Below are 15,808 nucleotides of genomic sequence, written 5' to 3' on the forward strand. Positions count from 1 at the left end.
ATGACAACATCTTCTTCACCTGTCTTAGGTCTTGTAGCAAAAAATATCTTAGTCAAGCATAGTAGTACACGCCCTGTTCTTGATCACGTATCATTAACAATTAAGAATGGTGAAGTGGTGGCATTATTAGGTGCTAATGGCGCAGGTAAATCCACACTTTCAACTATTATGGCTGGTGATAAAATTACCTTACCACTCTTATCTGGCGAAGTGACCCTTAATTCATTAAATGTTCTCACCTCACCTGCTAGTCAATTGGCTCGTTGTCGCAGTGTATTACCTCAATACCCAAGTTTACACTTTGAATTAAGCGTACATGATGTGATTGAAATGGGTACTTATCCTTTTCCTGAACTTTCTGTATCAGAACGAGACAAACTTATTTTACAGGCTTGTGAATGGGCAGAGGTTTCACCGTTAATTGATCGTATTTACCAAGACTTATCGGGTGGAGAAAAACAACGGATACAATTCGCACGGATTCTAGTCCAACTATTTGCCTCTTTACATATCACTAAAAATAGCCCATATTGCTTACTTGATGAACCAACATCTAGCCTAGACCCTAAACATCAACAAAGTGTTCTCAAATGTCTTAAACGATTAGCACATGAGTTCAATATTGGCATTTTGCTTGTTTTACATGATGTCAATCTAGCAGCACTATATTGTGATCGTCTAGCCTTGCTCGCTGAGGGAAAACTAATTGCGGAAGGTGTTCCCAACCAAGTGCTAACCACTGATAACCTAGAAAAAACTTATGGTATCCGTGGACAAATGATTCCCCATCCACTTATCCCTGACAAGGTACTAGTGGTTTGGGGAGATTCAAAACAGCTTATGCTAGAGTCCAAAATGCTTTAAATAACGCTTATCCATATAATGAGAATCAATAATCACAGGGAAATCCGCGGAATTAAAATTTTTATCCCATGCTGGTTCACCACAAATTCTTGCACCAATCTTTAAATACCCCTTAATCAGCGGAGGTACTTTAACTTGAGCATCTCCCTCTAAGACAGGTAATTTATCTAGTGGATAAGGTAATAATGGTTTGACTTGAGAAAGTTCAGGGTGGCGCATAATCTCTTGTTTAGCTGCACGCCAAACTTCTGCTGCTTGAATACCACCGTCAGCTAGACTAACACTGGCGCATCCCAACATATAACGATAGTTATGCATGAATAAATAGCGTGCAAGACCAGTCCACAACAGCATAATTGCTGGACCACCTCTATAATCAGGATGAGTGCAAGAACGACCACATTCTGTAAGTAGATGACGATTACTATCTAATGAACTAATATCAAACTCAGATTCTGAATAATAGCCCCCTGCTGCTTTTGCATGCTCTGGACTTAATATGCGATAGGTACCAACAACTTGATTGTTTCTTTCATCACATACCATCAAATGTTCACAAAATTCATCGTATTTATCTTTATCTATGCCATCAACTGCATCAGGAAAGATTACATTCATTTCTTTTGTGTACACATCGTAACGTAACCGCTGCAAGGCTTCAACCTCAGCCGCTGTTTCTGCAAATCCTAAGACAAGCCCCGCATCTCCTGGGACATCTGATGATTGCGTTCTGAGAATCTCACGCATATCTTATTTTTTTCCTTAGTCTTTATAAAAGTGTTTAGTTTAGCAAAGACATTTTACAATTTTTTTTCACAAACAAGAAATAATGAAACGCTTGTTTTATTATTTAATAAACGTTTGTTTTATTATTTAATAAACACTTGTTTTATTATCTCAGATTGTTGATTTTGACGTGCAGTTTTTTATATAAAATTACAAAGACAGCAACCTCTTAAACTCATTATAAAAACCGGCACGCCGAAAGTACAACTTTATCGACAGTCTGAAATAATAAAACGTTTGTTTTATTATTTAAACACTTGTTTTATTATCTCAGATTGTTGATTTTGACGTGCAGTTTTTTATATAAAATTACAAAGACAGCAACCTCTTAAACTCATTATAAAAACCGGCACGCCGAAAGTACAACTTTATCGACAGTCTGAAATAATAAAACGTTTGTTTTATTATTTCTCAACTTATTCACTACGCTTTTTTCAAATCTACGTTGGCTAATATATCAACACATGACTTCGCTAACGTATAGTTTTCTGCTTCGACCATCAAACGTAATTTTGGCTCTGTCCCTGACGCACGGATTAAGGTACGTCCACGACCAGCTAATTTCTGCTCTACTTGTTTTTGTGCTTCTATTAGACCTGCATGATTTTTCCAATCAATACCAGAATCAATAGGAACATTCACCATAACCTGTGAATACATCTCTAAATCTTTCACCCACTCTTTTAGAGTTGTCTTATTACGTACTAACCCTGTTAACACTTGTAAAGCCGCAATAATCCCATCCCCTGTGGTATGACGATCCAAACACAATAAATGCCCTGAACTTTCACCACCATATAGCCAACCATTAGCAAGTAATTGTTCCATCACATAGCGGTCACCTACATTAGCACGAATAAATGGAATACCCATTTCATTCATCCGTTTTTCAAAGCCGTAGTTTGTCATTAATGTGCCAACCACCCCTTTGACAGGACCATTTTTTAATCTTTCAAGCACAACAGCATATAGCAGTTGATCGCCATTATAGATATTGCCTCTAGAATCAACCATCTGGATACGATCAGCATCACCATCCAAGGCAATCCCATAGTCAGCACGATAAGCACTCACCGTTGAGGCTAATATTTCTGGGTGTAGCGCACCTACATTCTTATTAATATTAAAACCATCTGGGTTCGATCCAATCGTAATCACCTCAGCACCTAACTCTTGGAACACAGGTGGTGCAATATGATAAGCAGCCCCATGAGCACTATCAACAACAATACGTAATCCTCTTAGGTCTAGGTCATGAGGGAATGTACTTTTACAAAATTCAATATAGCGCCCAGCCGCATCTTCGATACGTTTTGCTCGACCAATTTTTTCTGAATCAACGCAACCAATAGGCTCATCTAATAAACGCTCAATTTCTGCTTCAACTTCATCAGGAAGTTTCATACCATGTGCAGAGAAAAATTTAATCCCATTATCATAATAAGGATTATGAGAGGCACTAATGACCACACCTGCATCAAGACGTAATGCACGAGTTAAATACGCTACTGCAGGCGTTGGGATAGGTCCCGCTAAAAAAACATCTATCCCTGCTGCACTCAACCCTGCTTCAAGAGCCGATTCCAACATATAGCCTGATACACGAGTATCTTTACCGATTAAGACACCAGGACGGTTATTTCCTTCATGCTGTGCCGTTAGCACTTGACCAGCTGCATACCCTAACTTTAAAGCAAATTCAGCATTAATAACTGGACCACCTACTTTACCTCTCACCCCATCGGTACCAAAATATTTGCGACTCATTTTTTATTCGACTCCTGTGCAATTGTTTTCCATACCTCTACTACGCTCTTTGTTTGCCATACATCATGTACACGTAGCACCACTGCTCCTCTATCCAAGCTAGCTAATCCAGCAGCAATACTTCCAGATAATCTGTGGTTGACATCCAAACCAGTCACAGAACCAATCATGGATTTTCTAGAAACTCCCACTAGTATAGGCTTATTTAGAGATTTTAAAAGAGGTAGCTTTGCTAATAATTGATAATTTTGTTGAACAGTTTTACCAAATCCAAAACCAGGATCAATCATAATACGATTTGACGCTATACCATTCTGCTCTAATTGAGCAATACGTTCAGCCAAAAAATCATAGACAGCTTGGGTAACATCATTATTATAATCGGGCGGATTGACTTGCATTGTCTTTGGCTGACCATGCATATGCATAATACAAATTCCACAATTTGGAAACTGTTGCACTACCTCAATAGCCCCTTTTCCACGCAGTGCATTAATATCATTAATCAAATCAGCACCAGCCTCTAAAGCAGCAAGCATTACCTCTGGTTTAAAAGTATCAATGGATAAAGGAACGCCACAGTCCTTAAGTCCTTCAATAACAGGAACTATACGTCTAATTTCCTCATCAATAGGAACAGGCTCTGCACCAGGACGTGTAGATTCTCCCCCAATATCCAAAATATCCGCACCCTCTTCAATTAATTTTAAGCCGTGGGCAATAGCTTCTTGGGTAGAATAATGTTGCATCCCATCAGAAAAAGAATCTGGGGTTACATTGACAATACCCATAATAAAAGGACGTTCGAACCGTAGTTCGAAGCGTCCGCATTGAAAAATAGAATTCATATAATTGCTATATGTTTATTAGTACAACAGATTAGATTGGCTCTGTGGCATTTTTATCGCCACCACCCTCTTTTTTGTCAGCATCAACTGCCGTTGGAGCATCCGCTGCCACAACAGCTACGCCAGATGCTGGAGGTGTTGAGTCACCTTTGCTGTCATAAGGTTTATCAGGCTCATGAGGTGGGCGTGGTTGCTTACCTGCCATAATATCCGCAATTTGTTCTGCATCAATCGTTTCCCACTCAAGCAATGATTTAGCCATTACTTCCATTTTGTCACGGTTAGCTTCAATCAAATCACGAGCAACTTTATACTGTTCATCAATAATTTTACGAATTTCTGCATCAACTTTTTGCATCGTTGCTTCAGAAACATGAGTCGTTTTAGTCACACTACGACCTAAGAACACCTCATTTTCGTTTTCTGCATACACCATAGGACCTAATGAGTCTGTCATACCATAACGAGTCACAATATCACGCGCTAATGCAGTAGCTCGTTCAAAGTCATTAGAAGCACCTGTCGTCATTTGATTCATAAAGACTTCTTCAGCAATACGCCCACCAAACAAGACTGAAATCATATTCAATAGACGCTCTTTATCCATACTATAGCGATCACCCTCTGGTAATTGCATAGTCACCCCTAATGCACGCCCACGAGGGATAATAGTTACTTTGTGAACTGGATCCGTTTTAGGTAATAACCACGCCACTATCGCATGACCAGCTTCGTGATAAGCGGTATTTCTACGCTCTTCTTCTGGCATCACAATTGAACGACGTTCTGCACCCATGATGATTTTATCTTTGGCTTTTTCAAAGTCCACCATATCTACAGTGCGACCATTACGACGAGCAGCGAATAAAGCAGCTTCATTCACTAGATTCGCTAAATCAGCCCCTGAAAAGCCCGGTGTACCACGTGCTAAAACAGATGGGTTTACATTGGGAGCCAATGGCACTTTACGCATATGTACATTTAGAATATGCTCACGACCACGTACATCTGGTAAATTTACGACCACTTGACGATCAAAACGACCTGGACGTAACAATGCAGGGTCTAGCACATCAGGTCTATTGGTTGCCGCAATCACAATCACAGATTGCCCAGACTCAAAACCATCCATCTCAACTAGCATCTGGTTAAGTGTTTGTTCGCGTTCGTCATTACCACCACCAACACCAGCGCCACGCTGACGACCAACAGCATCAATCTCGTCAATAAAAACAATGCATGGTGCATGTTTTTTAGCATTCTCAAACATATCACGAACACGTGAAGCACCTACACCCACAAACATTTCAACGAAATCTGAACCCGAAATCGTAAAGAACGGAACTTTAGCCTCGCCTGCAATTGCTTTCGCAAGTAGCGTTTTACCTGTCCCTGGAGGACCTACCATTAAGACACCTCGAGGAATACGTCCACCAAGACGTTGGAATTTTGATGGGTCTCTTAAGAAATCCACTAATTCTTGTACATCTTCCTTCGCCTCTTCAACCCCGGCAACATCAGCAAACGTCACATGGTTATTGCTTTCATCAAGCATTTTGGCACGAGATTTACCAAAACTAAAAGCACCACCTTTGCCTCCGCCTTGCATTTGACGCATGAAGAAAATCCATACGCCAATTAACAGAATCATTGGGAACCAAGAAATCAACGCTGTTGTTAAGAACGAGGCCTTTTCTATAGGTTTAGCTGTTACCTTAACACCATCATTCATCAAATCACCAACCATCCAAATATCATTTGGTGTTGTAATTTCATAAGGTCGACCATCATTAGGGGTCACGGTTAGTGTATTACCTTGGATAACAACAGAATTAATCTTTCCTGCTTTAGAGTCAGCCATAAACTGGCTATAAGATACGCCATTAGGATTAGACAGTCCAACATCATCGTATTGTTTGAATACAGTAAACAATACAACGATAAAAATCGCCCACATGGCAAATTTTGAAAAATTCTTGTTCAACGTAGAATACTCCTGCGTAAAACTCAGACAGTTTTACTCATTACAATTTAGCTTAACAGACCTATTTTACATGAGAAATTATTCCTGTGGGCAAAACAGGCTGTTAAGTACGCTCTATTTACGTTCTTTTTATATTAGGGGAAAAACTTAGAAATCAAGAGCGATTTTTTAGTCCTTTACCGACAATAAATGTTTCAGAGGATTTATCTCTTGATGCTTGTGGTTTACGCTCTACGACACGTTTAAAATGACGTTTAAACAGCTCCACTAATTGAGAAAAACCACTCCCATGGAAAGCCTTGACAATTAAAGCACCCTCTGGTTTTAGATGATTTGTCGCAAAATCAATCGCTAACTCAACAATATGTTCAATCCTTGCTGAGTCTGCAGAGCTAATGCCAGAAAGATTTGGAGCCATATCAGAAATCACTAAATCTACTTGTTGCTCACCCACTCTTTCTTTAAGTTGCTCAAGAACCTCATCCTCTCGAAAATCACCTTGAATAAATTCAACACCAGCAATCGGTTCCATTGGTAAAATATCTAAGGCAATAACCCGGCCATCAATCACACCACCAGGTCCTAACAATCTTTCTCGAGCAACTTGTGACCAACTGCCTGGTGTTGAGCCTAAGTCGACTATAATGTCACCTTTATGCATAAGTTTTTCGGTATCAAGAAGTTCTATCAGCTTAAATGCCGCTCTTGCCCGATACCCTTTTTGCTTGGCTAGTTTTACGTATGGGTCATTAATATGTTGATGAATCCATTCTTTTGAGAACTTTTTTTTGGGCATTTGCCTAAAATCCTAATTAATACTGTTTGAGTTTAACGAAAATGACTATATCGAAAATTGTACTCTCTTCTAAAGAGCGTAGCACGCTACGTGCCGCAGCTCACTCACTAAAACCTGTCGTTTTAATTGGTGACAATGGTCTTACACCTTCTGTCCTTAAAGAGATTGACCATAGTTTAACAGTTCATGGACTAATAAAAGTCCAAGTAGCTGGGGACGACCGCGAAAATCGTCTTACTATTGCCGATACCATCACCCAAGAACTTGACTGTCAGTTAGTCGCTCATTTGGGCAAAATCTTAACCTTATTCCGTAATACGCCTGAGCATGCTCACTTTTTAGCACCAGCTAAACCTCCTCTTGAGCGTAGTAGACGAGCGCCGAACGAAGAATATACACCCAAGAAATTAGCCGCTGCAGGTAAAACAATCAAGGATAAAAAATATAAATCATCAGCACCAAAAGGTAATGATGACTTAGCACCTAAAAAACCTCAACGCACAACTAGCACAACCAAAGCGAACAAAGTAATAGCACGTCCTGCTAAACCTAATATCCCTACTCGCAAAGGAAGTGCATTAACATTACGTGCCGGTCGTAGAGGACGTTAAAAGACTTTAAGGCTTGAGGTTTTTAGAAGTTAACACCTTTTTCCTTGATAAAAATCTCAGCCCATAAAAAAAGGAGGATAGTATTTATACCATCCTCCCAATAATTGGGTCAGGATTGGTCTCAGACGTAACTCACTTCAAGAATCTCAAATTCACGTTCCCCTGACGGTACGCGAATCAATACCACATCACCCTCTGATTTACCAATTAAACCACGAGCCACTGGGCTAGAAATAGAAATAAGATTTTGCTTAATATCTGCTTCTAAATCACCAACGATCTGATACTGTACAGTATCACCTGATTCTAAATCTTCCAATTTTACTGTTGCGCCAAATACAACTCTATCATCCACATCTAAGGTGGTAGGATCGATTATTTGAGAATTAGACAATGCACCTTCAAGCTCTTTGATACGCGCTTCAATAAAGCCTTGGCGCTCTCTAGCTGCATCGTACTCAGCATTTTCAGATAAATCACCTTGAGCACGAGCTTCTGCAATTGCTTCAATAACTGCTGGACGTTCTACTGATTTTAGACGGGCCAACTCCTCATTTAATCGCTTAGCCCCTGACACCGTTAATGGTAAAGCTGTTGACATAATAAGTCCCTTTATAGTTATGTTTTCCTAAAAATTAAACGCTCTGCATCGCAATGCAGAGCGCCCTTGAGTACATTATAGTGATTTTTAGTTTAATTTCAAGTAGTCTTAATGAAATTTACTGATATTTATCACTCTGTTGCTGTTTTTGACTTACGATTTAATAAGGCGTATAGAATAATGGCACCAAAAGTAGCTGTCCCAATACCCTCTAGTCTGAAACTACCAATTTCAAACGCAAAGTTACCTGCCCCCATAATCAATGTTACCGCAGCAACAATTAAATTTTTGTTGTCTGAAAAATCTACATTATTAATGACCCAAATACGTGCACCAGCAACTGCAATTAAACCAAATACCACAATTGATACACCTCCAAGTACAGGACCAGGGATACTATGAATTAAGGCACCAAACTTTGGAGAAAAACCAAGAATAATCGCAAAAATTGCCGCTACGACAAATAATAGTGTTGAGTACACACGAGTCAACGCCATCACACCAATATTTTCAGCATAGGTAGTGACACCCGTACCACCAACAGAACCAGACACCATTGTCGCCACACCGTCACCCACAAATGCACGACCTAAATATTGATCCAAATTTTGACCTGTCATGGCACTAACAGCACGAATATGGCCTAGGTTTTCCGCTACTAGAATCACCGCTACAGGTACAATCACAGTAATAGCACTCATATCAAACACGGGTGAACTCATTGTTGGTAAACCAAACCAAGCGGCATTTTGAATACCCGTAAAGTCAATTGGCTGTCCAAGTCCTAAAACATTTGCGCATACATAATAAATTAAATAAGCGAAAATTAAGCCAATTAAAATCATTAGCCGTTGTAGTGATCCTTTGGTAAAGATAGCAACACCACCCACACAAAGAATAGTCATCATGCCCATTAACGCATCAAAGATTGATCCACTTGCCATAGCACCTTTAGCAGCGATAGGAGCAAGATTTAAACCAATCACAGCAACAATCGCACCAGTTACTACAGGGGGCATTAATTTTTCAATCCACTCCGATGCATTCCCTTTGGTATTAGCAAACCAAATGATTAAGCCAATAATGGTGTAAACCAAGCCACACATAATAATGGCGCCTAAAGCAACACCAATATTTGCATTTAATCCTGAACCTGCTGTATAACCTGTAACAGATACTACACCACCAATAAAGGCAAAGCTTGAGCCTAAATAACTTGGTACTCGTCCACCAACAAAGAAAAAGAAAATCAATGTACCAATACCAGACATTAAAATCGCTAAGTTCGCATCAAACCCCATTAATAATGGTGCAAGAACTGTTGAACCAAACATAGCAACAACGTGCTGTGCGCCCATTAATAAGGATTGACTAATGGGTAAATATTCGTTGGGAGCCACGACCGTCCCTGGCGTAATCTGCTCGACTTTGCGCCATTCAGGAAAATATGACATAAGAGTGAAGTCCTAAAAGAGATGTGTTGAAAATTTCATCAGAAATTATACTAAATTCATCAAAATATAAGTTAAAACTCTGTGGATTCTAACGCTAAAATGCAATGAAAAACAGGCACATCAAAACCGATAAGAAATTTGCCTACAATCAAAATGCCAGTCGTCTTAGCAAAAAAGAGACTGGCATTTTTATTGGTAATAATAGGAATGATAGGACTTACTTAGGCATCTCATGCTGGCGAGGTTTACGTCCTCTTTTTGAGACAAAATAATCATACACAGGATTAGGAACTAATCTGAGCAATTTGCCCACTACACCCATTTGCCAAGGAATAACTTTATAAGAGCACCCCTTTTCAATAGTGCTAACAGCCACTTGTGCAAAATCATTTACTGGCATTAAAAAAGGCATTTTATAAGGATCAACTTTAGTCATTGGCGTATCAATAAAGCCAGGGGCTATTGTCACCACCTTGACACCAGTATTGTATAAATCTACTCGTAAACTTTCACAATACGTTCTCACGGCAGACTTAGATGAGCAATAAGCACTAGCACCAGGTAAACCACGTACACCAGCCACGCTACTAATGCCGACTAACGTTCCTTTCTTCGCCTTTTTCATATTAGCGATAAAAGGTTCAAACGTAGCGACCAACCCAAAAACATTGGTTTCATAAACTCGACGAAACGTCTCAAAGTCTTCTAAGTATTCAGTCACCGTGCCTACACTAATGCCTGCACAAGCAATCACTATATCTGTTGGTCCTAGCGTCTGGAAGTCATAAGCAGCGGCATGCAACGCCTCTCTATCTGCCACATCAACAACATAGGTTTTGTGCTGACCGGGTAATTCTTGTGCTAACGCTTGTAAGGCATCTTCTTTACGCCCTAATAACCCAAGTGTAGCCCCTTGACTGGCATAAACCTGAGCCAAGGCTTTCCCTAAGCCACTACTTGCACCTGTAATAAATACACGTAATGATTTTTCCTGAGTAGTCATTATTGTTGAGATTGGAGATAATTTTCTAGACCCATTTTCTCAATTAAGCCTAACTGTTGCTCTAACCAGTGAGCATGGTCTTCTTCAGTATCTATTAATTGAGCAACTAAGATTTCACGGCTAACATAATCTTTTTCTTGCTCACAAAGTTCAATACCTTTTTTCAAGTTTTCACGTACAGTGAGTTCTACATCAAGGTCAGCTTGCAACATGGAAGGAACATCTTTACCTACATTTAATGCCTCAGGCTTCATATTAGGAATGCCTTCTAGCATTAATACACGTCGAATCAATGCTTCTGCATGCTCTGTTTCCTCTGCCATTTCATGGTTTAGGCGATCAAATAACTTTGAGTATCCCCACTCTGAATACATACGAGAGTGAATAAAATACTGATCACGAGCAGCCAATTCACCAGCGATTAAAAAATTGAAATAGTCAATAACTTTTACACTGCCTTTCACGATATACCCCTTAAAAAAATAACTATGTTCTTATTGTAGTCCATAGTTATTTTAATTTTCTAATAAATCGTATTTACCGTTAAGTTGGTAAATACGATTGACTCTTATTAAGAGTTACATTAAGCCTAAATAATCATCATACTATTTATTCACTTTTGCATGCATAGCTTGTAAAGGATATACTCGTAAGCCTTTACCTTCACGTAGATATTGCATACCTTCAACAGCTGCACGGGCACCTGCAATCGTCGTAAAGAACGTAACGCGACCTGCTAAGGCATGTGTACGAATTGCACGCGAGTCATTGATAGCATTACGTCTCTCCTCAACCGTGTTAATTACTAGGCTAATTTCACCATTCTTAAGCATATCCACAATATGTGGGCGCCCCTCGGTCACTTTATTAACTACCTGAACAGGAATGCCTGCTTCGTATAGAGTAGCCGCTGTTCCTCTTGTTGCCGCAATCTTGAAGCCTAACTTCACGAGACCTTGTGCAACAGGAATTGCTTTTGCCTTGTCTTGTGCTTTAACACTAATAAACACTAGACCTGATTCAGGTAAATTAACACTCGCTGCAATTTGTGACTTCACAAACGCCTCACCGAATGTCTCACCCACACCCATTACTTCACCGGTTGACTTCATTTCTGGACCTAAAATAGTATCCACGCCCGGGAATTTAACAAATGGGAAAACAGCTTCTTTCACACAATAATGGCTTGGCGATACTTCCTTAGTTACACCTTGTTCAGCTAAGGTCTTACCAGCCATTGCTCTTGCAGATATTTTCGCTAGTTGCAAGCCTGTTGCTTTAGATACATAAGGTACGGTACGAGAGGCACGTGGGTTTACTTCAAGCACATAAACTTCATCTTTCTGAATTGCAAATTGCACATTCATTAAGCCTTTTACATTTAATGCTTTAGCCATAACACGCGTTTGGCGTTTGATTTCTTCAATAATCGCCGGTGATAATGAATAAGGAGGTAAACTACATGCTGAGTCACCCGAGTGAACACCTGCTTGTTCAATATGCTCCATCACGCCACCAATAAAGACGGCTTCACCATCGGAAATACAGTCTACGTCCACTTCGGTGGCATCATTAAGGAAACGGTCTAACAATACTGGCGAATCGTTACTTACCTTCACCGCTTCACGCATATAACGCTCTAAGTCTGCCTGCTCATGCACAATCTCCATGGCACGACCGCCCAATACATAGGAAGGACGCACCACTAATGGATAACCAATATCTTCTGCATGCGTAATCGCCTCGGCTTCTGTTCTAGCGGTACGATTAGGTGGTTGTTTTAAGTTTAATTTTTGTAAGAGTTTTTGGAAACGTTCACGATCTTCAGCGATATCAATAGACTCAGGGCTAGTACCGATAATAGGTACGCCATTAGCTTCTAATGCACGAGCTAGTTTTAATGGTGTTTGTCCACCATATTGAACAATCATACCGACAGGTTTTTCAACATGAACAATTTCTAATACATCTTCTAATGTAAGTGGCTCAAAATACAAACGGTCTGATGTATCGTAGTCCGTAGATACTGTTTCTGGATTACAGTTGACCATGATTGTTTCATAACCATCTTCACGCAATGCCAACGCCGCATGTACACAACAATAATCAAACTCGATCCCTTGACCAATTCTGTTTGGACCACCACCTAAAACAATAATTTTTTTCTTATCAGTTGGTTGAGCCTCACACTCTTCTTCATAAGTCGAATACATATAGGCTGTATTTGTCGCAAACTCTGCTGCACACGTATCCACGCGTTTATACACAGGACGAACACCTAATTGATGACGTACTTTACGTACTTCAGATTCTGACGTATCCAACAAATACGCTAAACGTCTATCTGAGAAACCCGCTCTTTTAATCTGGCGCAATGTTTCTTCATCTAAATCAGCTAAGGTTTTCTTTTCTAAGGCTAATTCAATATCAACGATTTCTTTAATTTGTTGTAAGAACCAAGGATCAATCTTAGTCAATTGATGCACTTCTTCCAAGCTAAAGCCTTTATCAAACGCATCACCTACATACCAAATACGCTCAGGACCTGGCTCAGCCAATTCTACCTGTAATGTTTCACGATCGATTGTCTTTTGATTCAAGCCATCAACACCAACTTCTAGACCACGTAAAGCTTTTTGGAAAGACTCTTTAAATGTTCTTCCCATTGCCATCACTTCACCAACAGATTTCATTTGAGTCGTCAAACGAGAATCTGCCATTGGGAATTTCTCAAACGCAAAACGAGGAATCTTAGTGACGACATAGTCAATGGTCGGTTCAAATGATGCTGGTGTGGCACCGCCAGTAATCTCATTTTTTAGCTCATCCAACGTATAACCAACAGCTAAACGTGCGGCTACCTTAGCAATAGGGAAACCTGTTGCTTTAGAAGCCAATGCAGAGGAGCGTGATACACGAGGATTCATCTCAATCACAATCATACGACCATTTTGTGGATTAACCGCAAACTGTACATTAGAGCCACCTGTATCAACACCAATTTCACGTAATACCGCAATTGAGGCATTACGCATAATTTGATATTCCTTATCAGTCAAGGTTTGTGCTGGTGCCACTGTAATAGAGTCACCAGTGTGTACACCCATTGGATCTAAGTTCTCAATTGAACAAACAATAATACAGTTATCTGCCTTATCGCGAACAACTTCCATCTCGAACTCTTTCCAACCTAGCATAGACTCTTCAATCAATAACTCATTGGTTGGAGAAGCCTCTAGACCTCTACGACAAATCGTTTCAAACTCTTCAGGGTTATAAGCAATACCGCCACCAGAACCACCTAGTGTAAAACTAGGACGAATCACAACAGGGAAGCCAGATGTCCCAATCTCTGCCGCAATTTTACGTTGTACATCCCAAGCCTCTTCCATTGAGTGAGCCACGCCAGATTTAGCAGACTCTAAGCCAATAGATGTCATCGCTTCTTTAAATTTTAAACGGTCTTCCGCTTTCTCAATGGCTTTTTCATTAGCACCAATTAGCTCTACGCCATGTTTTGCTAAGACCCCTTCACGTGCCAAATCAAGTGCACAGTTTAAGGCTGTTTGTCCACCCATGGTTGGTAATAACGCATCAGGCTTCTCAATTTCGATGATTTTTTCTACGGCTTGCCAAGTAATAGGCTCAATATAGGTTACATCGGCAGTTTCTGGGTCAGTCATGATAGTAGCTGGATTACTATTTACCAGAATAGTTTTATATCCTTCCGCTTTTAATGCTTTACATGCTTGAGCACCAGAATAGTCAAATTCACATGCTTGCCCAATAATAATAGGGCCAGCGCCAATAATTAAAATACTTTTTATGTCGGTACGTTTTGGCATAATTCCCTACTTCGCCATATGGCTAATAAACTTGTCAAATAATTCAATAATATCGTGTGGTCCTGGACTTGCTTCTGGATGTCCTTGGAAACAAAAAGCTGGACGATCTGTCAATTCAAACCCTTGTAACGTTCCATCAAAAAGTGAGACATGTGTTACACGAGCGTTATTTGGTAAGGTATCGCCATCAACAGCAAATCCATGATTTTGGCTAGTGATATACACACGACCGGTTTGCAAGTCTTTGACTGGGTGATTTGCCCCATGATGACCTGTTTTCATCTTAACTGTTTTGGCGCCTAGCGCTAATCCCATAATTTGATGACCTAGACAGATACCAAACAAAGGGATTTTTTTATCAATAAGAATTTTTGCTGTTTCAATCGCATATTCTACTGCTTGCGGATCTCCCGGGCCATTGGCTAAAAAAACACCATCTGGATTTAAGGCTAACACCTTTTCAGCAGGTGTTTGAGATGGTACTAGCGTAATTTTGCAACCTCGATATGCTAGTAAACGAAGAATATTCGATTTCACCCCAAAATCATAAGCAACGACATGATATTTATCTTGTTCTGGCTTTGTATAGCCATTACCCAATTGCCATGTTCCTTGATGCCATTCCTGCTCTGTCGTTACACTAACTTGTGTCGCTAAGTCTTGCCCAACCATGCCGGGATAGGCCTTAGCCAATGCTACCGCTTTTTCTACATCATCACCCACCAAAATACATGCACCTTGTGCACCACCTTCTCGTAAGATACGTGTAAGTTTGCGAGTATCTATTTCAGCTATTGCTACAATACCATTTTCTTTTAAATAATCAGGAAGAGATTGTGTAGAACGGAAGTTTGATAAGAGACTTGGGCAATTACGGATAACAAGACCAGCTGCATGGATTTTTGAAGATTCGATATCTTCAGTATTAACTCCAGTATTGCCGATATGTGGATACGTTAAGGTCACAATTTGTTGTGTATAACTTGGATCAGTTAAAATTTCCTGATAACCTGTCATAGACGTATTAAAAACAAGCTCTGCTGTAGTATGGCCAGTTGACCCAATTGAAACACCTTTAAAAACCGTTCCATCAGCGAGGGCCAAAATAGCGCTAGGAAAATCTTGATTTCCTTTCAGTAGTGATGACAATGCCATAAAACCCCAAATTTCAAAATCAGTAAGTAAACTTTCTGATTATACTTTTTTTTCAATTTTTAATGTAAAAATAGCCTATTTTGTTATGAAAATT

General features: G+C 39.9%; 13 protein-coding genes. 2 read left to right on the forward strand and 11 right to left on the reverse strand.

Features of this window, described 5'->3' with window-relative positions:
* A complete protein-coding gene (locus BQ4443_RS04860) occupies window positions 1–864 on the forward strand; it encodes an ATP-binding cassette domain-containing protein (RefSeq protein WP_052019289.1) in 864 nt (287 codons plus the stop codon).
* On the opposite strand, the gene BQ4443_RS04865 is transcribed toward BQ4443_RS04860, so the two are convergent.
* The 5 genes from BQ4443_RS04865 to BQ4443_RS04885 form a co-directional block, all read right to left on the reverse strand.
* Complete coding sequence (locus tag BQ4443_RS04865) at window positions 844–1,611, reverse strand: GNAT family N-acetyltransferase (protein ID WP_071058219.1); 768 nt, start codon at window positions 1,609–1,611, stop codon at window positions 844–846. The genes BQ4443_RS04860 and BQ4443_RS04865 overlap by 21 nt on opposite strands.
* A 462-nt stretch (window positions 1,612–2,073) precedes the next feature.
* On the reverse strand, window positions 2,074–3,417 hold the full coding sequence (gene glmM, locus BQ4443_RS04870; RefSeq protein WP_023950389.1) for a phosphoglucosamine mutase: 1,344 nt from the start codon (window positions 3,415–3,417) through the stop codon (window positions 2,074–2,076).
* Window positions 3,414–4,265 carry a dihydropteroate synthase gene (folP, locus tag BQ4443_RS04875; RefSeq protein ID WP_071058220.1) on the reverse strand — a complete coding sequence of 284 codons (852 nt, stop codon included), beginning with the start codon at window positions 4,263–4,265 and terminating at the stop codon, window positions 3,414–3,416. Before folP ends, glmM begins: the two co-directional genes overlap by 4 nt.
* A 31-nt stretch (window positions 4,266–4,296) precedes the next feature.
* Complete coding sequence (ftsH, locus tag BQ4443_RS04880) at window positions 4,297–6,249, reverse strand: ATP-dependent zinc metalloprotease FtsH (RefSeq protein ID WP_083331861.1); 1,953 nt, start codon at window positions 6,247–6,249, stop codon at window positions 4,297–4,299.
* Between the two features lie 154 nt (window positions 6,250–6,403).
* On the reverse strand, window positions 6,404–7,045 hold the full coding sequence (locus BQ4443_RS04885; RefSeq protein ID WP_023950383.1) for an RlmE family RNA methyltransferase: 642 nt from the start codon (window positions 7,043–7,045) through the stop codon (window positions 6,404–6,406).
* A gap of 47 nt (window positions 7,046–7,092) precedes the next feature.
* Between BQ4443_RS04885 and yhbY the strand changes: the two genes are divergently transcribed.
* Window positions 7,093–7,656: a ribosome assembly RNA-binding protein YhbY gene (gene yhbY, locus BQ4443_RS04890; RefSeq protein ID WP_173391499.1), complete on the forward strand. Its 564-nt coding sequence runs from the start codon at window positions 7,093–7,095 to the stop codon at window positions 7,654–7,656.
* A 121-nt stretch (window positions 7,657–7,777) separates the two neighbouring features.
* On the opposite strand, the gene greA is transcribed toward yhbY, so the two are convergent.
* The 6 genes from greA to carA all read right to left on the reverse strand — a co-directional run bounded on the left by greA (window position 7,778) and on the right by carA (window position 15,714).
* Window positions 7,778–8,257 (reverse strand): transcription elongation factor GreA, encoded by a 480-nt coding sequence (greA, locus tag BQ4443_RS04895; RefSeq protein WP_023950379.1) that lies wholly within the window; start codon window positions 8,255–8,257, stop codon window positions 7,778–7,780.
* A gap of 131 nt (window positions 8,258–8,388) precedes the next feature.
* Entirely contained in the window at window positions 8,389–9,711 is a 1,323-nt protein-coding gene (locus BQ4443_RS04900) for a solute carrier family 23 protein (protein WP_071058221.1), read from the reverse strand.
* Window positions 9,712–9,928: 217 nt separating this feature from the next.
* Window positions 9,929–10,714, reverse strand: a complete 786-nt coding sequence (locus BQ4443_RS04905; protein ID WP_023952929.1) for an SDR family oxidoreductase — start codon at window positions 10,712–10,714, stop codon at window positions 9,929–9,931.
* Window positions 10,714–11,178 (reverse strand): bacterioferritin, encoded by a 465-nt coding sequence (gene bfr, locus BQ4443_RS04910; RefSeq protein WP_023952927.1) that lies wholly within the window; start codon window positions 11,176–11,178, stop codon window positions 10,714–10,716. Before bfr ends, BQ4443_RS04905 begins: the two co-directional genes overlap by 1 nt.
* A gap of 141 nt (window positions 11,179–11,319) precedes the next feature.
* Window positions 11,320–14,559: a carbamoyl-phosphate synthase large subunit gene (gene carB / locus BQ4443_RS04915; RefSeq protein WP_071058222.1), complete on the reverse strand. Its 3,240-nt coding sequence runs from the start codon at window positions 14,557–14,559 to the stop codon at window positions 11,320–11,322.
* A 6-nt stretch (window positions 14,560–14,565) separates the two neighbouring features.
* The gene (gene carA / locus BQ4443_RS04920) at window positions 14,566–15,714 is read right to left on the reverse strand and encodes a glutamine-hydrolyzing carbamoyl-phosphate synthase small subunit (RefSeq protein WP_071058223.1); all 1,149 of its coding nucleotides are present in this window, start codon (window positions 15,712–15,714) and stop codon (window positions 14,566–14,568) included.
* Window positions 15,715–15,808 lie beyond the last annotated feature (94 nt).

It is taken from the genome of Pelistega sp. MC2 (assembly GCF_900099475.1).
In the GTDB taxonomy this organism is placed as follows: Bacteria; Pseudomonadota; Gammaproteobacteria; order Burkholderiales; family Burkholderiaceae_B; genus Taylorella; species Taylorella indica.